This is a genomic window from Novosphingobium sp. (assembly GCF_037133355.1).
In the GTDB taxonomy this organism is placed as follows: Bacteria; Pseudomonadota; Alphaproteobacteria; order Sphingomonadales; family Sphingomonadaceae; genus Novosphingobium.
This window is the reverse complement of sequence record NZ_JBAXOI010000004.1, coordinates 203,445-230,097: the sequence shown is the minus strand read 5'-3', so window position 1 is coordinate 230,097 and position 26,653 is coordinate 203,445. Positions and strand designations below refer to the sequence as shown.

The following is a 26,653-nucleotide window of genomic DNA, read 5'->3' as shown; positions in this document are numbered from 1 at the left end:
CAGCGGCGATAGAGCGGCTTCATGTCCCGCCCCCCTCAATGCGATCCAGCCGTGCTCCATGCCTTCTTAGCCGAAGCGGTCGCCCGCTTTCCGCACGGCATAGCGATCGAGGTGCCGCCGGGGCGTGCCCGGACGGAGCGGCAGGTCATGACTTACGCCGAACTGGCCGCGCTCTCGGACCGTTTGGCGCTCCATCTCGTCCCGCGCCTCCAGAGCGAGCGCATCGTTGCGCTGCTGCTGCCGCGCACCTCACCCATGCTCTATGCAGCTCAGATCGCGGTGCTGAAAGCGGGCGGGGCCTATACCGCGATCGATCCCTCGTTCCCGGATGACCGCATTGCCGAAGTGCTCGGGGATGCTTCGGCTGTCGCGGTGCTTACCGACGCCGCCGGCATGGTGCGGCTTGGCCCGGTGGTTGCGGCAGATAGCCCGGCGTTCGATACGCCGCTGCTGGATGTCGCGGATCTCGCGGCGAGCGAGCCGCCTGAAGGCGCCGCGCTGCCTGCCGATATCCGCCCCAAACAGCTCGCCTACGTGATCTACACCAGCGGCACGACCGGCAAGCCCAAGGGCGTAATGGTCGAGCACCGCAATGTGTCCAATCTCGTCGCATCCGATCTCGCGGAATTCGCCCTGACGCCCGCCGACCGCGTGATCCAGGGCTCCTCGGCTGCCTACGATTCCTCGATCGAAGAAATCTGGCTTGCGCTCGCCTCGGGCGCGACGCTGGTCGTCATGGATGACGAGGCCGCGCGGCTTGGCCCCGATATCGTCGAATGGCTGCGCCGCGAGCGCGCCAGTGTGTTCTGCCCGCCGCCGACCTTGCTGCGCAGCAGCGGCTGCCGCGATCCCGAGGCGGCGCTGCCCGATCTCAAGCTGCTCTACGTCGGCGGCGAGGCGCTGCCGCGCGACATCGCCGATCGCTGGGCCAAGGGCCGCCGCATGGTCAACGGATATGGCCCCACCGAATGCGCGGTCACTTGTCTGCGCGGTGATATCGTCCCAGGCGGCCCGATCACTATCGGGCGGCCCGTGCCAGGCATGGAAGCCTTCGTGCTCGATGAGGCGCTGGAACCGGTTGCCGAGGGCCAGCAGGGCGAACTGTGCATGGGCGGCGCGGGCGTGGCGCGCGGCTATCGCCACCGGCCGGAATTAACGGCGGAGAAGTTCGTCGACCACCCAACATGCGGACGCATCTACCGGACTGGCGATCTTGTCCACCGCGAACCGGACGGCAACATCTTCTATCACGGCCGCATCGACGCCCAGGTCAAGATCCGCGGCTACCGCGTCGAACTGGGCGAGATCGAGGCGCGTCTGGCCGCGCTCCCCGGCGTGCGCGAGGCCGCTGCACGCCTGCAGGATGCGGGCGGAGTGCCCGAACTTGTGGCGTATGTCGTACCGGCCGAGGGTGCTGATGCAATCGACCTCGAGGATTTGCGCACCCAGCTTGCCAGTACTGTGCCTTCGTACATGGTGCCCCGCCGCATCGGTACGCTGGCGCAGCTGCCGACCACGGTTGGCGGCAAGCTCAACCGCGCCGCGCTTCCGCCGATGACATTTGCCGAGACCGTGACCACGCGCGAGATCGTGCAGCCCGCCACCCCACTGGAAACCGCGCTCGCTGCCGCAGTGGCGGACATTCTGAGCCGGCCTGGCGGCGTCTCGGTCGAGGACGATTTCTTCGAGGACCTCGGCGGCGATTCCCTTAGCGCCGCGCTCCTCGTCACCCTGCTGCGCGAAGACGGCGCAGCGGACTGGATCACCGTCAGCGACATCTACGCCGCGCGCACCGTGCGCGCGCTCGCCGCCTTGGGCGAGGCCGCCAATGCCGCATCGGCCGCCGCCGCGCCCCATGTTGCCGCCGAACTGGTGCGCGAAGGCAAGGCGCGGCCGGGCCTTGCCAATCTGGTGCAGATCGCCTGGCTGGTAGGCGAACTCGTGTTCGGCGGCTGGGTCAGCTGGGCGGTGGCGTGGGAGCTGTTCCCGCTGCTGTTCGACAAGCTGGATCTGGTTGCCTTCGTGCTGCTCACGCCGCTTATCACCGTGCTTGGCGTCGCGCTTTATCTGCCGGTTTCGGTGGGCTTCACGCTGCTCGTCAAGCGCGTGGTGCTGGGGCGCTATCGCCCGCTGCGCGCACCGGTGTGGAGCACGTACTATCTGCGCCATTGGGTCACCGTGCAGTCGGCGCGTCTGATTCCCTGGCCGATGCTCTCGGGCACGGTGTTTCAGAATGCTGTGCTGCGCCTGCTCGGCGCACGCATTGGGCGCGGGGTCCATATTCACCGGGGTGTTCATCTGCACCGCGGCGGGTGGGATCTGCTCGAAATAGGTGACAACGTCACGCTGGGGCAAGACGCGCATCTTGGCCTCGTCGAGCTCGACCGGGGTGATATCTTGGTCGGCCCGATCGTGATTGGCGCGGATGCCACGCTGCAATCGCGCGCTTCGGTGGAGCATGACTGCCGCATTGGAGCGGGCAGCGTGATCGCGCCGCTCTCGGTGGTGAATGCCGGAGGAACGGTACCGCCGGGCGAGTTGTGGGACGGCGTGCCCGCGCGCTGCGTCGGCCCCGCGCCGGCCGCGCCAGCCGTAACGGGTGGTGGCGGCAGGATGAGCCCCGTCGCCCATGGCCTCGCGACGCTGGCCGCAGAAGGCATCGCGACGATTCTGGGCTTGCTGCCCACCGGGGCGCTGGCGCTGTTTCTCTGTCACCTGTTCGGCGTCGGCGAGAACGAGATCTGGACCTGGATTTACGATCCCAAGCTTGATCCCGGGGCCATGGCCGTGGTCTTCGGTCTTGCGGTGATCAGCTTGCCGGTCAGCCTCGTATGGAGCGCGCTGATGGTGCGCGCGATGGGCCGGGTGAAACCCGGCGTGATCGACCGATGGAGCCTTGGCTACATTCGCGTCTGGTTGAAATCGGCCGCCGTTTTCAATGCCGGACAATGGCTTTCGGGCACCTTGATGTGGAAGCAGTGGCTGCGCCTTGCGGGCGCAAATATCGGCGAGAAATGCGAGATCAGCACGATCTTCGACGTCACTCCCGAACTCGTGACGATCGGCGCGGAAACCTTCTTTGCCGATGGCATCTACCTTGGCGGGCCGGAAATCACGCGCGGCACGGTGCGGCTTGAACCCATCGTGCTCGGGCGCAACACGTTCCTTGGCAACCATGCGGTGATCCCGGCGGGCGAGGTCCTGCCTGACGATATCCTGATCGGCATCAGCACTGTCGCCCATGCGAGCGAGATCGCCGCCGGCCAGTCGCGCTTCGGGCGCCCGAGCTTCGATCTGCCGCGCCGGCAGGTCGTCACCATCGATCGCAGCCTCACGCACGACCCCTCGCCGATCCGCTACTGGAACCGCGTGTTCTGGGAAGTGCTGCGCTTCGTGCTGCCGGTGGGGCCGCTGTTCGCGACTTTGCTGTGGTACAAGCTCCTGGTCGAGGGCGCACCGGAATCGACCAATCTGGAATTCGCGCTGATCGTGATTCCGCTTGCCACGCTCGCGCCGATTGTCGCGCTGTGCCTCGCAGTGACGGCCGCCAAGTGGCTGCTTGTGGGTCGGGTCAAACCCGGGCAGCATGCGCTGTGGTCATGCTGGGCAAGCCGGTGGGACTTTGTCTTCGTCGTCTGGGCGCGCTATGCCAATGCGATCCTTCAGCAGCTCGAAGGTACCTTCCTGCTTACGGTCTACCTGCGCCTTATGGGCCTCAAGATCGGCAAGCTCGCCGTGCTGGGACCGCAGTTCTCGCAAGTCGTCGATCCCGACATGATCGAGATCGGCGACGGTGCCACCGTCACCGCGTTCTTCCAGGCGCATACCTTCGAGGACCGCGTGCTAAAGGTCGACAAGGTGCGGATCATGGCAGGCGCCACGGTTTCGGCCGGCACTGTGCCGCTCTATGGCTGCGTGGTGGGCGAAGGCGTCCATGTCGGCCCGGGCAGCGTGATCATGAAGCAGGAGCACCTGCTCCCCGGCCTTTCCTATCAGGGCGTGCCGCTGCGCGTGGTCAGGGATTAGAGCACGAAATCGCCAGCCGCGAGTGCAGGGGCCCCATCAATGCGGATGGCGAAATCGGGGGTGCCGTTGCCATCGATATCGCCGCTGACCAGGCCGATATTGCCGGTCACGACATAGCGCAGCTGGCCGGCGACCTTGGAGAAGGCCGCGCCGCCGATCCACGTGAAGGCGTCGTTCATGTTTGCCGTCTGCTTCACGGCATCGACGTAGGAAAGATCGATCCGGTCGCCCTGCGCGCTGCTGAAATCGAGGATCACGTCTGCGTTGGTCACCGCCGTACCCGGCAGATCCTTGATCGTGGCGAAGCGGAAGACGTCGCCGCCTTCGCCGCCCAAGAGCATGTCGCGGCCCCCGCCGCCGATCAGCACGTCTGCCTCGCCACCTCCGGCGAGCTGGTCCGCACCGCCGCCACCATCGAGCGTGTTGGCGCCGTCGCTGCCGACCAGCAGGTCCGCGCCGGTGCCGCCGAAGAGGTTCTCGATGCCCGTAAGCGTGTCGATCCCGCCGCCGCCGGTTGCCTGCGCGCCGCCGATCGCAAGGCTGACGCGCACCGCTACGCTGCTTGTCGCATAGCTCGCGATGTCGTTGCCCGCACCGCCATCCAGCAAGTCGTTGCCGGCGCCGCCGATCAGGACGTCGTCATCCTCGCCGCCGTCGAGCACGTCGTTGCCCGCGCCGCCGTCGAGCAGGTCAGCACCGGCGCCGCCGGTCATCAGGTCATTGCCGCCGATGCCGCGCAGCGTGTCAGCCCCGGCGCGGCCATCGAGCGCATTGGCGAGTTCGGAGCCGAGCAGCGTATCTCCGCCCGCACCCCCCAGCGCGTTTTCGATGTTGCAGCCAAACGCAATGCCGATGTTGCTGGCCAGCGAAACTCCGTCGTAGGCGAGCGAGGAGTAACCGCCGGGCTTCAAGTCCACCGTGCAGCCCTGGCTGAAATCGGCGACGCTGAAGGTGTCGGTGCCTCCGGCATCCCAGATCGCCTCGAACGAGGGCGCTGCGGGATCGAAGGCGTACATGTCGTCGCCGGTATGGTACGTCATGTTTGCGCCGTAGAGCTTCTGGATTGCCTGGATATCGTAGACCATCGGCGACTTGACGAGGTAGCTTGCGGCCAAATTGCCCGGGGCCGTCCACCAGACCTTGTCGGGCGCGGTGTAGGACATGATCGTGAAGCGCTGGTTGTCGAAGCCTGCCGGGATCTTGGGCGCCTCGAACGGATGCTTGAGGCCGAGGCTGTGGCCGATCTCGTGCAGCATCGCGAGGTAGTTGTACGTGCCCGGCGCGAAGGACTGGCCGATGTTCGCATCGTCGATCCAGATATCGCCGTGGGCATTGCCGCGCCCGTCCGAAATGCCCAGCGAATAGCCCCAGTATCCGGCGGAGACCGCCGAGGAGAACGCCACGCGGATATCGCCGACCGTGCCGTCGGCGGTCTCGGTCACCTGTGTGAAGGCGATGTTGGCGACGTTGGCCCATGCGCCGAACGCCTTGGTGATCATCGCGGCCTGGTCTGCGGTCACCGCGCCGGTCACGGCTGCGGTGTTCTCGCCCCGGCCATAGGGGGCGGAGAACTGGCTGAACGCGCCGTCCATCCATGGGAAGCTGTAGCTGACCTGGGTTACGCCGCTCGCATCCTTGCTGGACCAGGCGAGGCGGAAGGCCAGCTGCGAGGGGAGCAGCGCGGCGATGAAGGGGTTTCCGCCGGGGCCGGCGCGCAGGACGGGGGAGAGATCGGTGAAGCGGGGCATCGTTTCTGGCTCGCACAAGGGGGGGAGGTCCCTTGCAGCAATGCCAGTCCCGGCTGAACGCGCCTCTAAACCCGGTGCGCGGACTATTGCGCAGCCGCAATCCCTGATTTTCGGGGACTTACCGCAGATCAACCATCGCGCCGCGCCGGGTTCCCGGAGCCCAGTGGTTAAGCGTTTTGTCCTGGACGTTTAGGGAATTGGGCGCGTCCGCCCGGCAAGATAGGCTTCAACCGCCTCCGCCGTGCCCGGGGGCACATGCAGGCCGAGCTTGCTGCGGCGATAGAGCACGTCCTCGGCGCTTCTCGCCCATTCCTGATCCGCGAGGTAATCGACTTCGGCCTGGGTGAGGCCGCCGCCGAAATCGGTGCCGAGCGCGTCTATGCTCTGCGCGGTGCCGAGGATCGCCTTGGCCCGGGTGCCATAGGCGCGCGCGAGGCGGGTGAGCAGCGTGGAGGGCAAGGCGGGGTGGTCTGCCGCAAGCCTGCGCGCGAAGGCCTCGAAATCATCGTCCGGAATGTCGCCGCCGGGCAGGTCGGCCCCGGCCGTCCAGTCGCCCTTGGCGCCCGGGTAGAACGGCACCAGTTTTTCCATCGCATGCTCGGCAAGCTTGCGATAGGTCGTGATCTTGCCCCCGAACACACTGAGCAGCGGCGCCTGTCCGTTGCCGCCATCAAGGTCCAGAACATAGTCGCGCGTCACCGCCGAGGCATTGGCGGCATGGTCGTCATAGAGCGGGCGGATACCGGCATAGCTCCACACCACGTCCTGCGGCTGGATCTGCCGCGCGAAATAGCGGCGCACCGTCTCGCACAGGTAATCGGTTTCCTCAGGCGAGATCTGGGCCTTGCCGGGCAGTCCCTCCCACGGTTCGTCGGTCGTGCCGACGAGGGTGTAGTCATGTTCGTAGGGGATCGCGAAGACCACGCGGCGATCGGGGTTCTGCAGCAGAAAGGCGTGATCGCCCTCGTAAAGCTTGGGCACCACGATATGCGAGCCCTTGATCAGGCGCACGCCGCGATCCTGGCTCGCGCTTGCCGCGCGCTGCAGCACGTCTTCGACCCATGGCCCCGCCGCATTGACCAACCCGCGCGCCATGACGGTGCGCGTGCCATCGGGGCCAGCGATTTCCGCTTTCCACAGGGCGCCGTCACGCTGGGCCGAAACGAGGCGGGTGCGGGTCTCGATCCGTGCGCCGCGCTCGGCCGCATCGCGCGCGTTGAGCACGACGAGGCGGCTGTCCTCGACCCAGCAATCCGAATAGACGAAGGCGGTCTTGGCGCCGGGCTTCATCCCGTTCCCCAGCGGCGAGCGTGCGAGGTTGACCGTGCGCGTCGCGGGGAGCTTCTTGCGGCCGCCAAGGTGGTCGTAGAGAAACAGGCCCAGCCGCACCAGCCAGGCCGGGCGCGGCGAATTCATCTGCGGCAGCACGAAAGCGAGCGGCCAGATGATATGCGGAGCCATGCCGAGCAACCGCTCGCGCTCGATCAATGCTTCGCGTACCAGGCGAAATTCGTAGTATTCGAGATAGCGCAGCCCGCCGTGGATCAGCTTGGTGCTGGCCGACGAGGTGTGGCTGGCAAGGTCTTCCTGCTCGACCAGCAGCACCGATAGCCCGCGCCCCGCCGCATCGCGCGCGATCCCGGCGCCATTGATCCCCCCGCCGACAATTAGCAGGTCGCAGGTCTCCGGAGCAGGGGCATCGTCGATCAAGCCGGCCATTGCGGACCCTTCGTTGTTGGCGCGCGCTGCATAGCCCTGCACCCGGGGGCGAACAAATGCAGCAAGTGCAAGCGGCGATGCGAATACAAGATAGCCGCAAGGCGGGTAAATGCGGTAACAGGGGTCATGCGAGAGGCAAGGCAAAACCCGGCAACGAACCGGAAGACCCCGTTTACCCACCGTTCCAGCGGCCCGGCGCAGCCCGTCACGGACTCATTGCGGCAGTTCCGCGCTTGAGGCCGCTCTCCGCTTTTGCCGCGATGCTCACCGCTTCTTCGATGACCGTTTCCGCGGCCGAGGCTGCGCCGCCGCCCAGCGTGCCCGAAGTCGGCGCCCCGGCGCTTGCTGCGATCGGCCCCGACGGCGTCGGCGTGATCGAGCGCACGGTAGTCGATCGCGGTGCAGTCGATCCGCTTGGCAGCCTTGCGCAAGGCCAGCTTGTTCGTGCCGACCGCAGCCTGCCGCTGGTGATCTGGTATCCCGCGCGCACCGCCGCTAGCGACCGGCGTGCGACCTACCGCGCCAGCCTCGTTTCCGAACCGCCCCGTCCGCCTGCGCACTTCACTGTGCCAGCGTTGGCTGTGGCCGGGGCCAAGGCGGCGGGGCAGGGCTATCCCATCGTGCTCCTCTCGCATGGCTACAACAACGATCCGGTCATGCTTTCTTGGCTGGGCGAGAACCTGGCGACCAAAGGCTATGTCGTCGTTGCGATCCGCCACCGCGATCCCGCGATCACCGATACGGCCAAAACCCCCGCCACGCTGATCCGCCGACCGCTCGACATCACCTACGTGCTGCGGCGACTGCGCGACGGCCTGCTCGGGCCGCTCGGCGATCCGACCCGCATCGCGCTCGCGGGCTATTCGTTCGGCGGCTACGGCGCGCTTACGGTGGCTGGGGCACAGCTTGATCCAGGCAGTGTGGCGGTCAAACGCCTGCCCTCTGTGCTGATCGAGCGCTACACCGGGCCCGGGCCCGAAGCCGCCGCGCTGCATGATCCCGCAATCAAGGCCGTCGTCGCCATCGCACCGGCCGGGGGGGCGCCGTGGGCGGCCTGGGGCGCGGGCGGGCTTGCCGGGATCAAGGCGCCTTTGCTCGTTGTCGCGGGTACGGCGGACCGCACTGTCGGTTACGATCCCGGCCCGGCCACGATCTTCCGCGATGCCAAGGGCTCGGACCGCTGGCTGCTCGCGCTCAAAGGCGCAGGCCATGCCATCGGCACCAATCCGGCACCGGCCGAAATGCGCGGGACTTTGTGGGATTTCGACTGGTTCGAGGATCGCATGTGGCGCAAGCCGCGTGTCAACGCGGTCGCGCTCCACTTTATCACCGCATTCCTCGACATGACGCTCAAGGGCGAGGCGGCCAAGGGCGACTATCTCGTGGTCCCGTCAGAGGAGTCGGACGGTGCGGCGTGGAAAAGCGATAACAAGGCCTATGACGCAGTGAGCGAGGGCGGCGCCAATCCCACGTGGAAGGGCTTTACCAAGGACCATCAGGACGGGTTGATCCTGCGGCACCTGCCCCCTGCGCCTTGACGCGAAGGCGGTTAAGGACAGGATTCATTGCAGGCTTTACGGCTACCTCAGCCGCGCATCTCCGGGACCATCTCGGTAGGCGCCGGGGTATCGCGGCCCATGCCGTAGGAGAACTGCCGGATGATCCATTCGCGCAGCAGGAAGATGGCCGGATCGCCGAGGTCCTCGGCATGGGTCTTGAGGTAGTAGCCGAAGCCGTCGCCGGACACGCGGTCGTAAGGCATGACAAGCTGCCCGCTGGCGATTTCGCGCGCGAACATGTCGATATCGGCAAGCACAACACCCGAGGCGCCGGTCGCATAGCGTACCGCCGAAAATGCCGTGTCGAAGGCGAGACCGTCGTTGGTCTCGATCGCGAGGCGCTGCTGGGCGGCGTAGCTCGACCACAAGAGGCCGCGCGGCTCGCCCTCCAGCTTCACGTGCAGCAATTCGTTGTCGCGCAGGAACTGCTCGAAGCTCTTGCCCTGATGCGCCGCCGCTGTTTCGGGCGAGCAGAGCGGTGCCACGCGCACCATCCACAGAAGGTCCGCAACGGCATCGTCGATGTTGGGGCGGTCGAAAACGATCGCCATGTCGACATTGTCGCGCGGCGCGCCCGTCACGTTCGAGGTCGTCACGTCGATCCGGATCTCTGGATGCTCCTTGTGGAACTCGGCCAGCAGCGGCAGCGCGTTCTGATAGAGCAGCGAGGGCGGGATGTGCAGTCTCAGCGGACGGCTCTCGAGATCCTTGTTGCGGATGGTGTTGATCGTCTGTTCCATCCGGTCGAGACACTTGCTGACGACCGGGAGCAGGATCGTGCCTGCGGGCGTCAGTTTCAGCCCGGTCGGCCCGCGTTCGAACAGCGGGCGGCCGATCAGATCTTCAAGGCTACTGACGTGGCGGCTCATCGCGCTTTGCGACACAGTCAGCGCCTGGGCACCGGCTGTGAAGCTCATATGCCGTCCCACGGCCTCGAACGCGCGCAGCGCATTCAGCGGCAGCCAGCGACGATTGATGAGTCGGTCGGAAGCGATCGGGCCTTCTCCGTTGGAATTAGGGCAGTTTGCCCCTCGCATTGATCTACGTCAATCCGCGTCGCTGCGGGAACGTTCTTGCCCCAGGATAACTGGATATAATATAGGGCTTCATCACAATTAATCGTGAGGCCCGATGCTGCTCCCCGCCGAGTTCGATTTCCATGCGCTCGAAGTCTTCGTCCTCACGGTCGAGCTCGGCGGCATGACTGCGAGCGCGCAGCAGCTGCGCATCACCCAGTCGGCGGTCTCGCAGACCATAGCCCGGCTTGAACAGGGCATCGGCGCGATGCTGTTCGATCGAACGCTGCGTCCGCTTGGGCTCACGCCCGCCGGCCGCGCGCTTTATGAGCGGGCCACGAACCTCCTCGCCACTGCGCGCACCATGGTCGACGAGGTGCGCGAAGGGGCGGGCCAGCCGATCGACAAGGTCACCGTTGCCATGGCCGAATCGCTCGCAATTTTGCTCACCGCGCCGCTGCTCGGCCGGCTCGGCCCTCGTGTGGCGCGCTGGCGCGTTCGCTCGGGCATCTCGCTCAACCAGCAGCAGGACTTCCTCGCGCGGCGCTGTGACATGCTGATCACCGGCAGCAGCGTGCTCGAGAAGCAGGAAGGCGTGGTGCACCACGACGTGCTCGACGATCCGTTCGTGCTGGTGTTCCCGACGAGTTTTCGCAGCGCGGCCGATCCGATCGAGGCGGCGGAAGGGCTGCCATTCGTGCGCTATTCGCTCGACACCGGCATGGGCCAGCGCATCGAAAGCCAGCTTACGCGCATGCGTCTGCGTTTGCCCAACGTGATCGAGGTCGATATCGTTCCGCAGCAGCTCAATGCTGTCGCGCTCGGCATCGGCTGGAGCATCACCTCGCTGCTCTGCCTGGCCGCGATGCCCTGGCTGATCCCGCAGCTGCGCATCGAACCGCTGCCCCGGGCGCGCTTTGCGCGCCGCATCCAGGTGGTGAGCCGCGCGGGCGAGCTGGGCGATCTCGCCATGGAAACCGCCGCGCTTGCCGGCGAGGCGATCCGCAATGAAAGCTTGCCGCCCGTGCTCGAACAGCTTCCGTGGGCTGCAGACCTGCTGGGTGCGCCCTGACGAGAGCAGTCCCGCATTACCGCCGCTGATACTGCATATGATTCTTGATGATAGCCTGCTGGCGCGGTCCATTCCGGGCTAATATCCCCGCCAATCAAGACCTCGCGGAGAGATACATGACCCTCGCCACGTCCTCTGCCGCACCGGTCACCCCGACCGACACCGGCCTTGAACTCGTGTTGCCCGGCGGCGCCTGCGCCTATTTCAACAACTACTGGCTGCGCGACAATTGCCCCAGCTCGTTCGACAGCCAGACGCGCGAGCGGGTGTTCGACATCTTCCACCTCGACACCGCACCGCGCCCGCGCCGCGCCGAAGTGGTCGGCGATGCGCTGGAGATCGCGTGGGACGGCGAGAACCACACCAGCCGCTATCCGCTCGAATGGCTCGCGAGCTATGCCGAGGGCAAGCGCCGCCACGATCCTTCGGACTTGCCGCGTCGCGCCTGGTATGCCGATCATTACCCCGACGTCGCCCGATTCCCGCAGGCCGAACTCATGGCCGACAAGGCCAAGGTGGCCGAATGGCTCAAGGCGCTGATCGTCGAGGGCGTCGCGCTGGTGACGGACATGCCGGACAGCGACGAGGGCCTCACCGAACTCGTCAAGCTGATGGGCCACGTGCGCCCGACGTTCTTCGGCGAATACTTCGATGTGATGACGCATATCGAGCCGACGAATCTTGCCTACACCGCGAAGGCGCTGGAGCTTCATACCGATACCCCGGCCGAGGACATGGCCCCCGGCGTCCAGTTTCTCCACTGCCGGGCCAACAGCGTCGAGGACGGGGCGAACCTGTTCCTCGACGGAGTGGCGGTCGCCAACGATTTCCGCGAACTCTACCCTGAGGACTTCATGCTCCTCGCCGAGACCGAAGTGCCGTTCTACTGCGAGCACGACACGTATGACGTCCGCTCGCGCCAGCGGGTGATCGAGCTTGATGCGCATGGCGAGGTTTCCGGCGTCACCATCAGCCAGCACATGGCCGATGTGTTCGATCTGCCGCAGGACGTGCTCGATCGGTATTACCCCGCGTTCTGCCGCTTCGGCCGCATGCTGCAATCGGACAAGTACCTCATGCGTTTCCGCATCCATGCGGGCGAATGCATCGTGTTCGACAACCACCGCATCGTTCACGGGCGTGAGGCCTATTCGGCGACCAGCGGCGTGCGCTATCTGCGGGGGACTTATGCCGATCGCGGCGAGATGCGCAGCACCTACCGCGCACTGACGAGCGAGGGGCGCTTCAAGTGAGCGATCTTGATGAAGCCGGCGTCGCCGCGCTGCGCGAGGATCTTGCCGCCGCGTTCCGCATCACCGCGCAGATGGGCTGGTCGGAATCGGTCGGCAATCACTTCAGTGCGGCGGTTTCGGCGGACGGCAAGACGTTCCTTCTCAACCGCAAGTGGCAGCAATTCGCGAGCATCAAGCCCGAGGACCTGATGCTGCTCGATGCCGACGATCCGGACGTGATGAACCGCCCCGATGCGCCCGATGCCTCGGCCTGGACGATCCATGGCACTGTGCACCGCCAGTGCCCCGCCGCGCGGGTGATCATCCATTGCCACCCGCCGCATGCCACCGCGCTCGCGACGCTGGCCGATCCGCGCATGCTGCCGATCGACAACAATACCGCGCGGTTCTGGGGCCGGCTCGCGATCGATCAGGGCTTTGGCGGGATTGCCGATGAGGCGGAGGAGGGCCTGCGCCTTGCCGCAGCGTTGGGCGACAAGAAGACCCTTCTGATGGGCAACCACGGGATCACCTGCACCGGGCCGACCGTCGCCGAGGCCTTCGAGGACCTCTACTTCTTCGAAAAGGCCGCGCAGACCTTGCTGCTCGCCTATGCCAGCGGCCAGCCGCTCAACGTGCTGTCAGACGAAGTCGCGGAGAATACCGCGCGCGGGTGGGACGATTATCGCGGCATGTCCTACGCGCACTTTGACTGGCTGAAATCCCAGCTTCCGGCGCTGGATTGATCTGAATGCCAACAAAATCTTCCCCGTTCGTGTCGAGCGAAGTCGAGACACCAAGCGCGGCGTGTGGTGTCTCGACTTCGCTCGACACGAACGGAGGTTTGGGGTGGGGCAATGACTGAGATTCCATCAGAGATGTCCGCAGTCCTGCTCACCGGCAATGGCGGGTTCGAATGCCTGTCCTATCGCACCGATGTGCCGGTGCCGGAGCCCCGCGCGGGTGAAGTGCTGATCCGCGTCGGGGCATGCGGGGTCAACAACACCGATATCAACACCCGCACCGCGTGGTATTCCAAGGCCGTCACGGTCGCGACCGAAGCGGGCGGGGGCGACGGGTTTGCCGAGGCAAAGACCGAGGATTCGGGCTGGACCGGGGCCGTCCCGCAGTTTCCGCGCATTCAGGGCGCCGATGCCGCAGGTCGGATCGTCGCGGTGGGTGAGGGGGTGGACCCGGCCCGCATCGGCCAGAGCGTGCTGGTCGAGCCGGTGTTTCGCGGCGCCAGCCGGTTCGAGGCGACCTATTTCGGATCGGAAGTCGATGGGGCCTTCGCGCAGTTTGCCCGCGTGCCTTCAGCCCATGCGCACCGCATCGATACCGCGCTGACCGATATCGAACTTGCCTCGTTTCCCTGCGCCTATTCGGCGGCGGAAAACATGCTGACCCGCACCGCGCTCGCCGCCGGTGAGCGCGTGCTGATCACCGGCGCATCAGGCGGAGTCGGCTCGGCTGCGGTGCAACTGGCGAAGCGGCGCGGCGCGGAAGTCACCGCGCTTGCCAGCCCGGAAAAGGCCGACGGCGTGCGTGCGCTGGGTGCTGCCCGTGTCGAAGCGCGCGACGCACATTTCGAGCCTGAAACCTTCGATGTCGTGATCGATGTCGCGGGCGGGGCAGGGTTCCCCGCCCTGCTCGATGCCCTGAAACGGGGCGGACGCTACGGCGTCGCGGGCGCGATTTCTGGGCCGATTGCCGAGCTCGACTTGCGCACGCTCTACCTCAAGGATCTGACGCTCTACGGCTGCACGATCCTTGAGTCGGAGGTCTTCCCCAATCTCGTCGGCTATATCGAGCGCGGCGAGATCCGCCCCGTTGTCGCGGCGACATATCCGCTTTCCGAAATCGTAGCGGCGCAGCGCGCCTTCCTTACCAAGCAGCACATCGGCAAGATCGTGCTCATACCCGGAGCGTAATTCCCCATGAAGATCGGTTTCATCGGCCTCGGCAATGTCGGCGGCAAGCTCGCGGGCAGCCTCATCCGCAACGGCCACGACGTCACAGTGCGCGATCTCAATCCCGAGCTCGTCGCCGAATATGTCGCGCGCGGCGCCAAGGAAGCGGCGAGCCCGCGCGAATTGGGCGAAGCGGTCGATGTGATCATCACCTGCCTGCCGTCTCCTGCCGCCAGTGCGGCCGTGGCGGAAGGCGACGACGGCTTCCTTGCCGTCATGCGCCCCGGCCAGGTCTGGATGGAAATGAGCACGACCGACTACGCCGAAGTCCTGCGCCTCGGTCCGCTTGTCGAAGCGAGGGGCGGCCTTTTCATGGAATGCCCCGTCTCGGGCGGTTGCCACCGTGCCGACACCGGCAATATCTCGATCTTCGCCGCCGGCCCGCGCGCCGGGTTCGAGCGCGTACTGCCTGTGCTCACCACGCTTGGCCGCCGCGTGCTCCACACCGGCGATTGGGGTACCGCCTCGCAGCTCAAGGTCATGACCAATTTCCTCTGCACCGCCCACCTCGTCGCGCTCGCCGAGGCGCTGACGGTGTGCAAGGCCGTCGGGCTCGACATGAACACGACCTATGAGGCGATCCGCATTTCCTCGGGCAACAGCTTCGTTCACGAGACGGAGTCGCAGGTGATCCTCAACGGCAGCCGCGATATCAACTTCACGATGGACCTTGTCTCCAAGGACGTCGGCCTGTTCGACAAGATCGCCAAGGAAACCGGCGTGCCGGTTGAAATGTCCCCGCTGATCGTGCGCCTGTTCAAGGAAGGCGAGGCTTCTTTCGGCCCGCGCGAACACTCGCCCAACATCATCCGCCGCTATGAAGAGCCCGTCGGCATCAAGGTGCTGGGCACGGGCTTCCCCGAGCAGATGGTCGATGATGAGCCGGAGGAGGCCGGATACGAAGTGGTGCCGCGCCGGTGATGCATAGGTGGCGCTGCGAACCGTAGCGGCGCCATCACCTCGGAACGACGAAATCAACGCTCATCTTGCCCACCGTGGCGATGGCGTTGCCATTCCTGTCCCGCGCCGGCAAAAAGCGGGCACGTCTTTCGAGCAGAAGACACGGTACGCCATCGAGCCAAGCGGAGCCGCTGGACTTGGTGACCCGGCATTCGGTCAAACGACCATGGGCCGTGATGGAAAAGGACAAGACGACCCGTCCTTCATCGGTCCGGCGTGTCGGGCTTTCAGGATAATCTTCCAGCCCGATCCAGGGTCCGCTCTTGGGCAATGCGCCGCCATATTCCGCAATAGGCGGCCCCCAAGGAGAGGCAGCCTCTGTCCCCATTGCGGATTGGGTGGCCAGCGCAGCAGCAAAAAATGAGAGGCAAACTTTCAACCGCAAAAGCTGTCCCCGCGCCGAGAGCCGGTCAAAGCGTCAATATCAGGGTGGTGGTGCAAGTTCCAGATTACCCAGCACGCACCATCGCCGCGCCCTTTTCCGCCACCATCACCGTCGGCGCATTGGTGTTGCCGCTGGTGATGTTGGGGAAGATCGAGGCGTCGATCACCCGCAGGCCTTCGGTGCCATGCACGCGCAGCTGCGCATCGACCACCGAGGTCGCCGCATCAGGTCCCATCGCGCAGGTGCCGGTAGGGTGATAGACCGTATCCGCCCGCGCGCGGAAATCGGCGAGCTGGTCTTCCTCGCTTGCCACTGCCGGGCCCGGGATCAGTTCCTCGGTGATCATGTCGGACAGCGGCCGGCTCGCCGCGATCTGGCGCAGCAAGCGGTTGCCTGCGAGCACTTCGGCAATGTCTGTGTCGGTCGAAAGGTAATTGGGCTGGATCACCGGATAGGCCAGCGGATCGGATGAGCGCAGTTCGAGATGCCCCCTGCTCGTCGGGCGGCACGGATTGAACGAGAGCAGGAAGGCCGAGAACGGATCGGGATTGAGCAGCTTGCGCGCGGCGAGCGGCGTCTTGGTATAGCTCACCGGGCTGAAATAGAGCTGCAGATCGACCTGCGGCGCCTCGGGATCGCTGCGCACAAAGCCGCCGCTCTGGTTGACGCTCAGCGAAAGTGGCCCGCGCCGGTCGAAGGCGAAGCGCAGCGCGGCCTGCGCCTTGCCAAGCAGCGGGTGAAGCTCGTCGTTCAAGGTCGCGGTGCGCACCTTGTAGAAATAGGAAACCGCCAGATGGTCCTGCAGATTGCGGCCCACAGCGGGCAGGTGGCTTTGCACGGCAATGCCATGCTGCGCCAGTGCTGCACCGTCGCCGATCCCTGAAAGCATCAGCAACTGCGGCGAATTGATCGCCCCGCCCGAAAGGATTACCTCACGCCGCGCCTTCACCTGATGCAGCTTACCGCCGCGCCGGTATTCGATCCCGACGGCCCGCGCGCCTTCGAATAGCACGCGCGTCGCCTGCGATTTTGTGCGCAGCATAAGGTTCTTGCGCTTCAGCGCCGGATGCAGAAACGCATTTGCGGTCGAGGCGCGCCAGCCGCCACGTGTGTTGATCTGGTAGAAGCCAACCCCTTCCGGATGGCTGCCGTTGAAATCGCTCGTCACCGGAAAGCCAAGGCCTTCGGCCGTCTCGATGAAGCTGTGGCACACCGGATGCACGTGCGGCGTAATCTCCGTCACATGCTGCGGCCCGCCGCGCCCGTGGTGCGCGCTGAAGCGGTCGAAATCCTCGGACTTGGTGAAGAATGGCAGCACATCGTCCCAGCCCCAGCCGGGATTGCCCGCCGCACGCCAGTCGTCGAAATCGCGCGGCTGCCCGCGCACATAGACCATCGCATTGATCGAGCCCGAGCCGCCGATCACCTTGCCGCGCGGCCAGTAGCTGCTGCGCCCGGCAAGCCCCTCGACGGGCTCGGTATCGTACATCCAGTTGATGCGCTTGTCGAAAAAGGTGCGGCCATAGCCGATCGGCATCTGGATCCAGATCGAGAGATCGCTGCCGCCCGCCTCCAGCAACAGCACCGTCGACTTGCCGTCCTCGGTCAGCCGGTTGGCCAGCACGCAGCCGGCGGTGCCGGCGCCCACCACGATATAGTCGTAGGTCTCGGTCATCAGAACACCGGGTGCTGCGTCATTTCCAGGTGCAGCATGTCCCCGGTGTAGGGATGCGCGCGGGCCACGTCCTCGTTCAGTTCGACGCCAAGTCCAGGCTCGGTCGGCGGGATCACGTGGCCCTCCTCGAAGCGGATCGGGGTCTTGAGGATTTCGGTATGGAATCCGCCCCAAGCCTCGATGCTTTCAAGGATCAGGAAGTTGGGCGTCGCGGTGGCGAGCTGGATGTTGGCCGCGCCGACCACCGGGCCGCAATAAAGATGCGGCGCGATCTGCGCGTGACGCACTTCCGCCATGCCGGCAATCTTCTTGGCTTCCAGCAGCCCGCCGACGCGCCCAAGGTTCATCTGGAGAATTGCCGCGCCGCCAGCGTCGAGCAGGCGGGCGAAATCGTACTTGGTAGACAGCCGCTCGCCGGTCGCGATGGGAATGCTCGTCGCGCGCGCGACCTTGGCCATTTCCTCCGGCGCATCGGGCGGCACCGGCTCTTCCAGCCACAGCGGATCGGCCGCCTCAAGCCGCTTCGCCAGCCGGATCGCGCCCGCCGCGGTCATCTGGCCATGCGTGCCGAACAGCAAGTCCGCCTTGCTCCCCACCGCCTCGCGCAAAGTGTTGGCAAAGCGCTCGCTGAGGTCCAGCGCCTCCAGCGACAACTGCCGCCCATCGAACGCCGAGTAAGGCCCGGCGGGATCGAACTTCAGCGCCGTGAACCCCATGGCGAGGTATTCCGCCGAGCGCTCTGCCGCGAGGTCCGGATCATGATAGACGTCGGTCTGATCCCCCGGACGCGGGTAGATATAGGTGTAGGCGCGAAGCCGCTCGTGAACCTGCCCGCCGAGCAGTTTGTAAACCGGCTGTCCTGCCGCCTTGCCGATGATATCCCAGCACGCCATTTCCAGCGCGCTCAGCACGCCCATCAGCGAAAGATCGGAGTGCTGGGTAAACCCGCTCGAATAGACGCGCCGCCACAGGTTCTCGATGTCATGCGGATCACGCCCAGCCGCATAGCGCGCGAAGACGTCCTCGATCATTTTCGCCACGAGTTGCGGCGAGAAGGGCACGCAGTAGGCCTCGCCGATCCCGCTGATCCCGCAGGCCGTCGTCAGCTTCACGAACACGAAATACCGCCCGCCGAAATGCGGCGGCGGATTGCCGACGACGAAGGTCTCGATATCGGCGAGCTTCATGCCGCCTCGAAGCCGTTGATCACCTTGATTTCAAGGAAATCGTGGAGGCCAAATTCGCCCCACTCGCGCCCGTTGCCCGATTGCTTGTAGCCGCCGAAGGGCGAGCAATAGTCCTGCCCCGCACCGTTCACATAGACGCTGCCCGCACGGATCCGCCGCGCCACGCGCCGCGCGCGCTCCTGGTCGCCGCTCTGGACGTAGCCGGCAAGGCCGTATGGCGTGTCGTTGGCGATTTCGATCGCCTCGGCCTCGTCCTTGAACGGGATCATGGCGAGCACCGGCCCGAAGATCTCCTCGCGCGCGATCGTCATCTGGTTGTTCACGCCGGCAAAAACGGTCGGCTTGACATAGTAGCCGCGCTCGAACCCGTCGGCGCGGCCCGGGCCGCCTGTCACCAGCTGTGCGCCTTCGGCAATGCCAGCCTCGATCAGACGCTGGATCTTGTCGTAATGCACCTTGCTGACGACCGGGCCGATATGCGGACCCTTCTCCATCGGATCGCCGAGCTTGACGCTTTCGGCCACCTTTTTCGCGATCGCGACAGCCTCGTCATAGGCCGAGGCTTCCACCAGCATGCGCGTGGGCGCATTGCACGATTGGCCCGAATTGCCGAAGCAATGCCGCACCCCGCGGGTTACCGCTGCTTCCAGCCCCGCATCGGCAAAGACCACATTGGCCGATTTGCCGCCCAGCTCCTGGCTGACGCGCTTGACCGTCTCGGCGGCGGACTTCGCCACCTGGATCCCTGCGCGCGTCGAGCCGGTGAACGAGACCATGTCGGCCTCGGGGTGGCTGGTCAGCGCATCGCCAATGCCGGGCCCGGTGCCGTGAACCATGTTGAACACGCCCGCCGGGAAGCCCGCTTCGTGGATGAATTCGGCGAAGAGCTGCGCGGAAAGCGGGGCGATCTCGCTCGGCTTCAGCACCATCGTGCAGCCTGCGACCAGGGCCGGGCCGATCTTGGCGGCAAGCTGGTTGATCGGCCAGTTCCACGGCGTGATCAGCGCGCAGACGCCCACGGCCTCATGCACCAGCCGTCCGCGACCGCCCAAGGGCCGTTCCCACACCATCTCGCGCGCCGCCTTCACGGTTTCCTTGAGGTGCCCGGGGCCGCATTCGGCCTGCGCATTGTAGGACAAATCGTAAGGCGCGCCCATTTCGGTGCTGATCGCCGTGACCATCTCGTCGTAGCGGGCCTCGAACACCGCGATGAGCTTTTCGACGAGAGCGAGGCGTTCCTCTAGCGGAAGCGCCGAATACCCGTCGAATGCCGCGCGCGCAGCATGCATCGCGCGATCAACATCGTCCGGTCCGCAAAGCGCCACGCGCGCGCAGGGTTCTTCGGTGGCCGGATTGATCGCCTCGAACACCGCAATCGAGGTGGCGGGAAGGCTCCAGGCGCCGTTGATGTAGGAGGGGAGGGGGGGCAAAGTGCTTGAAAGTTCAGACATAACCGATGGCTCGCTTCTGGTCTTCGACGATCGTTCTGGCCGCCAGGAAATAGTGGAGCGCTGCCCAGAAGCCCGTGGGGGCAAGGATCAGCAGTGCGGAACGGAGTGATGCAGCATCAGGCCCGGCGGGTCCGGCGAAGTAGTCGCTCAGCATGCCGACGCCCTGCGGCGCGACGATGAGATTGAACACATTCGCCACGAGCAGTGCGATGGCGCTGAACATCGCGCGCATCTTCGGCGGAGCGAGGTTCTGGCCAAGCGCGAAGGCGGGGCCGATGTAGAAATAGATGCCCGGGATGAACAGCCACAGCGAGACCGTGGCGAGCGTGAGGTTGTGCGTATAGATCGCGATGATCCCAGGCACCGTAGCCACCGCCGTCACGCCGCCCAGCAAGTACACGATCTTGCGCGGATCGGTGTATGAGGGACGGCCAAGGATCCATGCTGTCAGCAGCGAGGCGCCGATACCCATGACAAGGTGGATCGGTCCGACGATTGCGCCGGCCGCACCTACGTCGATCTGGTATGTGCGCTGCAGGAACGTGGGGATGAACCACATGAGGCCCCAACCCCAGAGCGCGGCGACGCCGCTGCCCATCATCACGTGCACGGCCGAGCGCTGCTTCAGGCAGAAGCGCATGGTTTCCATGAGCGTCGGGTTGTCTTCTGTCTGCACCGCGTCAAGGCAGCCGCGCTTGGGCTCGCGGATCGTCGCCATGATCAGGAGGGCGAGCAGAACGCCCGGAATTCCCAGCACGAGGAACGCGGCCCGCCAGCCATAGGCATGAGCGACCGCGCCCGCCATGTCCGCACCGATCCAGGCGCCGATAGGCGCGCCGAGGCAGAAGATGGTAAGGGCCATCGGGCGCCGCGCGGCGGGAAAGTAGTCGCAGATAATCGAGTTGCATGAAGGCGTGCCGCCGGCCTCGCCGATGCCCACACCCATGCGCGCGAGCAGAAGCTGCATATAGCCACGCGAAAGCCCGCACATCGTCGTCATTACCGACCACAGCGTGATCGAGATGGCGAGCAAGTTGCGCCGGTTGTAGCGGTCCGCAATCCAAGAGAGCGGAATGCCCATGCTGACGTAGAACAGCGCGAGCGAAACACCGGTCAGGAAGGCGACACCGCCGTCGCTCAGGTGCAGGTCGAGCCGGATCTGCTCGAGCACGGTCGACATCACGTAGCGGTCCGCGATGTTGATCGTATAGGCCAGCATCATAACGAACAGCACGTACCAGCGCAGGGCTACGGAAGCATTTTCCTCGCCTGCGGGGGCTGTGGTCGCACCTATTGCTGCCATTGTCTGTTCCTGTCCCGGTTCTCGTTAGGTTGTTTTATCGTGCTTCGGTTCTCGGAGCCAGCTCCGGCCCCAGCGCCGCGCGCAAGGGCTCGAGCCAGGGTTCGAAATTCTTCCACTGCTCCAGCCCGTCGCGGAAGATTGGCTGGCGGACCTGCTCCGAACTCGGCGTGCGCACGCTGCGCTTGGTCTTGTGGAACTCGACGCAGGCACTCTCGAAGGGCAGGCCGCAATACTCGAGAATGCGCCGCACGCTGCCTTCGAGGTCATCGACCACGTCCTCGTGCTGCACGCGCAGCACGCGGCCCGGCAGCACCGCATCCCAGTGGTCCATCAGTTCGACATAGGTGCGGTAATAGCGGGCGATATCCTCGATGCCGTAGCTGAATTCCTGCCCTTGCGCGAAGAGCTGCTTGAGGTTGCTGAAGCAGCAGGCCATCGGCTCGCGCCGCGCGTCGATGATCTTCGCGTTCCGCAGGATGAGGTGCATGAGCCCGACATGCCGGAAATTGTTCGGCATCTTGTCGATGAAGTAAGGCCGGCCCAGCACGCGGTTGGGCATGGTATCGGCAATGTATTGCTCACCGAAACGATGGACGGCGTCCGCATCAAGCGCTTCCAGCGATGCGGGGTAGAGCGGCTTGTCGAAATCGAGTTCACGCCCCTGCAACTCGTGCACGATGCGCTGGATGTCGGGCAGTTCCTGCGTGCCCTCGACCAGGCTGTGCGAGGCGAGGATCTGCTCGATCAGGGTCGAGCCCGAACGCGGGAGGCCGACAACGAAGATGGGCGAGCCGTCCTCGATCCCCCAGCCTGCGCGTTCGGCAAAGAATGAGGGGGTGCAGATCCGCTTCTGCTCGCGCGTGTTGGTCTCGAAAACGGTGGGGATATAGCCGTTGCTGGCGCGGTGCATGGCATTGCCCTGCGCATAGGCAGCCCAGGAGGCCTCGTAGTCGCCTTTGTCTTCCAGGCCCTTTCCGAGCGCGAAGGCAAGGTGAATGCGGTCGACCTCGGCGGTTGCCTCGCTTGCCAGCTGCTCTTGCAGGATCGCGATGGAATCGTCCGAAAAGCGATAAGTCTTGAGGTTGGCGAGGCTCCACCACGCATCGCCGAAATCGGGGCGGTCGGTGGTCGCGGCCATATAGGCGTCGATGGCCTCCTCGGTCCGCGCTTCGGTCTTGAGCGCGTGGCCGAGCCAGAGGTTGAGGTCCGCCCGCCGGACCCGCGCCTCCAAGCTGTCGCCCTGGATTTCCGCGATCATCGTGCGGTAGTCGGGAATGACGCCTGCAAAATCGCCGAGCCCGACGCGGATCGTCGCGGCCTGGATGCGATGCGCGTGGCTTTTGGGATCGAGCTTCAGCAGCGGCTCGAGCGCCTCGCGTGCCCGGGGGAACTTGTGCCGCGCGATCAGCACCTGCACATATTCATGCCGCGCCTCGTGGTGGTCGGGCACCATCGCGAGAACGCCCTCGTAGAGCGCCTCGGCATCGTCGAGCACGTTGCGCAAATGCCCAATCTGGGCGAGCAAGCGCATCGCTTCGGGATGATCACCGGCTTCCATCAGGAAGCGGCGGATCAGCATTTCGGCGGCATCGATCTCGCCGTCGCCATAGAGAACCTTGGCGTGAACGATCGGGGGTGGCAGGCTCGCAAGGTGGGCGACATGGCGCCCGGCAAGGTCAGCGCTGCGCTGATCCCCGGTCATGCGATAGAGCCCGTCGAGCATGCGCCAGCCCATCGCGAGCGCAGGGTTCGCCGTAACGGCGGTACGCAGATCGAGGATGGCGGCGCGGGCATCGCGCCGGGCGACGTGGCACAGCCCCCGCTCCAGGTAGAGCTGGCTGAATCTGGGATGGTGGCGGGCAAAGCGTTCAAGCGCTTCAAGCGCGGCATCTACATGCTGCATCATTCGCAGCGAATGCGCTTCGATCAGCAGAAGATCACGGTTGGCGGGATCGGCCGGGAGCGATTTGCGCGCACCTGCCGCTGCAGCCGCATAGTCGCCTTTGGCCTGAAGCAGGTGCAGGGCTTTGAGTTCAGCCTCCGGCAGAGCCGCAGTCGGCGCGCGGTGTGACTGGAAAGTGGGATTCAGTTCAATTTGCGTGGCCATTAACGCACTTTCCTGCCGGCTTTCGCCGCTTGCCCATCACACTCGCCCATCAAAGGCTCCGGGCCACCGGAAAGCAAGGGGTGGCGTTTGCCACGCCACCCCTTCCATTCATTCGCATCTGATTACAGCTTGGTCGAAACCTTGATGCCGTAAGTCAGCGGACGGACGATCGTCGACGTCTTGATGTACTGCGACGAGTTGGTGAACGTCGATGCGTGGCTGTTGAACAGGTTGTCACCGAAGATCGTCACCGTCCAGTTTTCGCGCGTGAAGCCGATCTGTGCATCGGTGAGCGCGTAGCCCGGCATCTTGTAGCGCAGCACGGTGGTCGCGGGAACGATGATACCGTTGGGGCCCACTACGTTGCCGTTACCCGGAACATCGCCCGACGGGTAGGTTGCAGGCTGGTTGAACTGCGAGCTCGTGTAGTTCACGCCGCCGGCCACAAACCATTCCATGCCGCCCTTGCCGGTCCACTCGTACCGACCACGGATGTTGCCCTGGAAATGCGGGCTGAACGGCGTGATGCTGCCGACGGTACCAAACGGGCTCTGAACCGGCTTGATCACGCCACCCGAAAACACCTCGGTGATGCACTTGCCGAAGCTCGACACGCCGGGGTTGTTCGCGATGAAGCAAGGCGCATTGGACTGCTTCGAGTCGTTGTAGGTAGCCGAACCCTGAATCGTAAGCCCGTCCATGAGACGCGCCACAAACTGTGCTTCAACACCCTTGATGCGATAGTTCGGGCCATTGGTCCCGAACGCGGTGTTGCCGAAGCCGGCAGCCGGGTTGAAGAAGCCGACCTGCACGTTCTTCCAGTCCATGAGGTAGGCGGACAGGTTGAAGGTGACCTTCCGGTCAAAAAGATCGGTCTTAAGACCCACTTCCCAGTTTGTCAGATTGTCCGGGGCATAAGCCGCAGACACCAGCAGCTGGGGAGCGTGCGGTGCGATCGGGTCCTTCACGCGAGCCGAAGGGCCACGGTTGAAGGCGCCCGGACGGAAGCCCTGGCTGAACGTTGCGTAAACCATCGTTCCTTGCTGGGGCTTCCACGTGATCGTGCCCTTGCTCTTGAAGCCGTTATAGCTGGACTTGAGACCGAGGGCATCAAGGTTCGAGCCGGTCACGCACACCGGAACCTGATAGCAACCGGCGTTGAACGAGGAATAGACCGAGCCGACCTCGAATTCCTTGTAATAGTAGTGGCGTGTGCCGGCCGTGATGGTCAGGTTCGGCAAGATGTCGAAATCGACCGAAACGAACTGGGCATACTGCTTATAGCCGCGCTGGGTATCTTCACCGAAGGCAACAGCCGGACCACGCGGGCCGGGAACGTTGAGCGTGGCCGCGGGGTTCGGGGCAACAAGACCAAGGCACACCGTACCAGCAGCCTTGATGGCCGCTGACGTCAGCGAAGGATCGCACGACGGAATGGTCTTGTAGTCCCAATCCTGGTTGTCCTGAATCTTGAAGGATTCGTAGTACGCACCCGCGATGGCGCGGATACGGCCGCTATCGGGCGTGCTGATGCGGAATTCGTGGCTCTCGTGCGTGTTGCGCACCTTGTCCGTCCAATAGCTGGTCGGCTCGTGGCAGTAAGGCGCGCCGCCATAAGTGCCGAAGTAGTAGTTGGCACCGCCGGTGCACTGATAGAAGATGCCGTACGTCGCGCGAGCATAGTTGGTGTAGTCACCCTGCTGCGAGATGTGGCGCTTCAGATAGGCGCCGGTGTAGATCAGTTTGAAATCGCCGATCTTGCCATTGATGGTCCACGCAGTGTTTGTGTAGCTGTCCTTGGTGTACTGCGGCGCAAACAGCGTCGACGACAGGCCCGTAAGCGGGGCATAGTCATAGGTGTAGGTCTGGGTCGCGAAGGTGCCCTTGGATTCGAGCTTCTGGTACGATTCCGCAACCAGCAGGTCCCAATCGGGCGCGATCTGCCAGCCGATCGAGACACGGCCGCCGGTGTAGTCGACAGGGTTGAAATTGTCTTCGACCAGAGCGTTATTGTTGTACTTGCCCTGATTAACCTGCTGGTCCGGCGTCAGTTTGTTGCCGTTGCCGTTATACGCCAGATAGTACGAACCAAGGTCGGTCGGCTCGCGGGTGAAGGTCGAGAACTTGTTGTCGATGTAGCCGCCGTGATGATCGGTGTAGACCACCGCGCGGACGGCGAGCTTGTCATCCACAATCGGCACGTTGACCATCGCATTGAACGCGCCGTTTGCGCCGCCGCCGGCGGTTCCGCCGAAGCTGCCCTCGATCCGGGCCTCGAACTTACCGAGCTTGGGCTTGTTCGTGATGTAGCGAACCACACCAGCCTGAGCGCCGCCGCCGAACAGTGTACCCTGTGGGCCTTCGAGCACTTCGACGCGCTCGATGTCGGCGACATAAACGTCTGCATTGCGCGCAGGGAACTGCATCGACTGGTCATCGAGGTAGATCGCCACGTTGGGGAAGCCACCGATCGTCGCCGAAGACTGCTGACCGGCGAAGCCGCCCGACAGGCCGCGCAGGAAAACGCCACCGTTGCCGGGGCCGTTGTTCGCGAAGGTCACGTTGGGAGTGTACTTCAACAGGTCGCTGAAGGTGGTGATGTTGAGCTTGCTCAGCGTGTCGGTGCTGAACGCCTGAAGCGTGAAAGGAACGTCCTGGATCGACTGATCGCGGCGCTGCGCGGTCACGATGATCTCGTCCGACCGAACAGGGGCCGCATCAGCCTGCGGAGCAGTGCTCTGGGCCTGTGCCAGACCGCCCGAGCCGAATGCCACGGCCGCGGCGGCGCACGACAACATAAACCGTGATTTCATTGTAACCCCCATGTTTTCCATCCCTTGCCCGGCACGAAGCCGGAATTCGTCAAAGCACGGCAATGTGAACGAAAATGAGGCTGACCATCAGGGCTGGGCCGCGCAAGGAATGGGACAAGGGCATCAAGATGCCGCTTAACACCGGATCGGTCTGTTCGGCACCGATCTCCCGCACGCTGGCAATTCCCTGAATTTACTCCCCGTTTTCACCCACGCTTTCCCGCGTTTCGAAAAGCCTAGGTCAAAGCCGAATCGAAATCCACCCCCAGTTTGCGTCGCAGCAAGGTCCCTATCGAGTGTGGCTTTTCGGTCCTCCTCGCCGCGCTGCGCCGTGCCTCGAAATGTAAGAATCTGATTTTAATGAGATTTGTCCTACTGAAGCGGTAACGCCGGCCAGCCGCAGTTTGCCGCGCCGCGTCAAAGGCAGGGC

17 protein-coding genes are annotated in these 26,653 nt (G+C 64.8%); 7 read left to right on the top strand and 10 right to left on the bottom strand.

From position 1 onward, the window contains the following. The first annotated feature begins 21 nt into the window (after nucleotides 1-21). On the top strand, nucleotides 22-4,026 hold the full coding sequence (locus WCL10_RS06465; protein ID WP_336894815.1) for an amino acid adenylation domain-containing protein: 4,005 nt from the start codon (nucleotides 22-24) through the stop codon (nucleotides 4,024-4,026). On the opposite strand, the gene WCL10_RS06460 is transcribed toward WCL10_RS06465, so the two are convergent. After that, on the bottom strand, nucleotides 4,023-5,774 hold the full coding sequence (locus WCL10_RS06460; RefSeq protein ID WP_336894814.1) for a M10 family metallopeptidase C-terminal domain-containing protein: 1,752 nt from the start codon (nucleotides 5,772-5,774) through the stop codon (nucleotides 4,023-4,025). The genes WCL10_RS06465 and WCL10_RS06460 overlap by 4 nt on opposite strands. Nucleotides 5,775-5,963: 189 nt before the next feature. Next, entirely contained in the window at nucleotides 5,964-7,493 is a 1,530-nt protein-coding gene (locus tag WCL10_RS06455) for a glycerol-3-phosphate dehydrogenase (protein ID WP_336894813.1), read from the bottom strand. A gap of 278 nt (nucleotides 7,494-7,771) precedes the next feature. Here WCL10_RS06455 and WCL10_RS06450 point away from each other — a divergent pair, with 278 nt between their 5' ends. Further along, nucleotides 7,772-9,031 carry a dienelactone hydrolase gene (locus tag WCL10_RS06450; RefSeq protein ID WP_336894812.1) on the top strand — a complete coding sequence of 420 codons (1,260 nt, stop codon included), beginning with the start codon at nucleotides 7,772-7,774 and terminating at the stop codon, nucleotides 9,029-9,031. A gap of 47 nt (nucleotides 9,032-9,078) precedes the next feature. On the opposite strand, the gene WCL10_RS06445 is transcribed toward WCL10_RS06450, so the two are convergent. Next, nucleotides 9,079-9,999, bottom strand: a complete 921-nt coding sequence (locus WCL10_RS06445; protein WP_336894839.1) for a LysR family transcriptional regulator — start codon at nucleotides 9,997-9,999, stop codon at nucleotides 9,079-9,081. A 184-nt stretch (nucleotides 10,000-10,183) separates the two neighbouring features. Here WCL10_RS06445 and WCL10_RS06440 point away from each other — a divergent pair, with 184 nt between their 5' ends. The 5 genes from WCL10_RS06440 (at nucleotide 10,184) to WCL10_RS06420 (ending at nucleotide 15,263) form a co-directional block, all read left to right on the top strand. Then, complete coding sequence (locus WCL10_RS06440) at nucleotides 10,184-11,140, top strand: LysR family transcriptional regulator (RefSeq protein ID WP_336894811.1); 957 nt, start codon at nucleotides 10,184-10,186, stop codon at nucleotides 11,138-11,140. Nucleotides 11,141-11,256: 116 nt separating this feature from the next. Then, nucleotides 11,257-12,393, top strand: a complete 1,137-nt coding sequence (locus WCL10_RS06435) for a TauD/TfdA family dioxygenase (protein WP_336894810.1) — start codon at nucleotides 11,257-11,259, stop codon at nucleotides 12,391-12,393. Further along, entirely contained in the window at nucleotides 12,390-13,118 is a 729-nt protein-coding gene (locus tag WCL10_RS06430; protein ID WP_336894809.1) for a class II aldolase/adducin family protein, read from the top strand. Before WCL10_RS06435 ends, WCL10_RS06430 begins: the two co-directional genes overlap by 4 nt. Nucleotides 13,119-13,250: 132 nt before the next feature. After that, nucleotides 13,251-14,303 carry an alcohol dehydrogenase family protein gene (locus WCL10_RS06425; protein ID WP_336894808.1) on the top strand — a complete coding sequence of 351 codons (1,053 nt, stop codon included), beginning with the start codon at nucleotides 13,251-13,253 and terminating at the stop codon, nucleotides 14,301-14,303. 6 nt (nucleotides 14,304-14,309) lie between these two features. Further along, a complete protein-coding gene (locus WCL10_RS06420; protein WP_336894807.1) occupies nucleotides 14,310-15,263 on the top strand; it encodes an NAD(P)-dependent oxidoreductase in 954 nt (317 codons plus the stop codon). Nucleotides 15,264-15,297: 34 nt separating this feature from the next. Here WCL10_RS06420 and WCL10_RS06415 read toward each other — a convergent pair whose 3' ends face one another. From WCL10_RS06415 to WCL10_RS06385, 7 genes are all read right to left on the bottom strand, one after another. After that, on the bottom strand, nucleotides 15,298-15,681 hold the full coding sequence (locus WCL10_RS06415) for a TonB family protein (RefSeq protein ID WP_336894806.1): 384 nt from the start codon (nucleotides 15,679-15,681) through the stop codon (nucleotides 15,298-15,300). 70 nt (nucleotides 15,682-15,751) lie between these two features. Further along, nucleotides 15,752-17,362, bottom strand: a complete 1,611-nt coding sequence (locus WCL10_RS06410) for a GMC family oxidoreductase N-terminal domain-containing protein (RefSeq protein ID WP_336894805.1) — start codon at nucleotides 17,360-17,362, stop codon at nucleotides 15,752-15,754. Then, nucleotides 17,362-18,549, bottom strand: coding sequence for a mandelate racemase/muconate lactonizing enzyme family protein (locus WCL10_RS06405; protein WP_336894804.1), 1,188 nt, complete (start codon nucleotides 18,547-18,549; stop codon nucleotides 17,362-17,364). The genes WCL10_RS06410 and WCL10_RS06405 overlap by 1 nt, the downstream gene beginning before the upstream one ends. Continuing rightward, nucleotides 18,546-20,000, bottom strand: coding sequence for an aldehyde dehydrogenase family protein (locus WCL10_RS06400; RefSeq protein ID WP_336894803.1), 1,455 nt, complete (start codon nucleotides 19,998-20,000; stop codon nucleotides 18,546-18,548). Before WCL10_RS06400 ends, WCL10_RS06405 begins: the two co-directional genes overlap by 4 nt. Beyond that, complete coding sequence (locus tag WCL10_RS06395; protein ID WP_336894802.1) at nucleotides 19,993-21,303, bottom strand: MFS transporter; 1,311 nt, start codon at nucleotides 21,301-21,303, stop codon at nucleotides 19,993-19,995. Before WCL10_RS06395 ends, WCL10_RS06400 begins: the two co-directional genes overlap by 8 nt. A gap of 34 nt (nucleotides 21,304-21,337) precedes the next feature. Further along, complete coding sequence (locus WCL10_RS06390; protein WP_336894801.1) at nucleotides 21,338-23,410, bottom strand: sulfotransferase; 2,073 nt, start codon at nucleotides 23,408-23,410, stop codon at nucleotides 21,338-21,340. A gap of 122 nt (nucleotides 23,411-23,532) precedes the next feature. Beyond that, nucleotides 23,533-26,184, bottom strand: a complete 2,652-nt coding sequence (locus WCL10_RS06385; RefSeq protein ID WP_336894800.1) for a TonB-dependent receptor — start codon at nucleotides 26,182-26,184, stop codon at nucleotides 23,533-23,535. Between the last annotated feature and the right edge of the window lie 469 nt (nucleotides 26,185-26,653).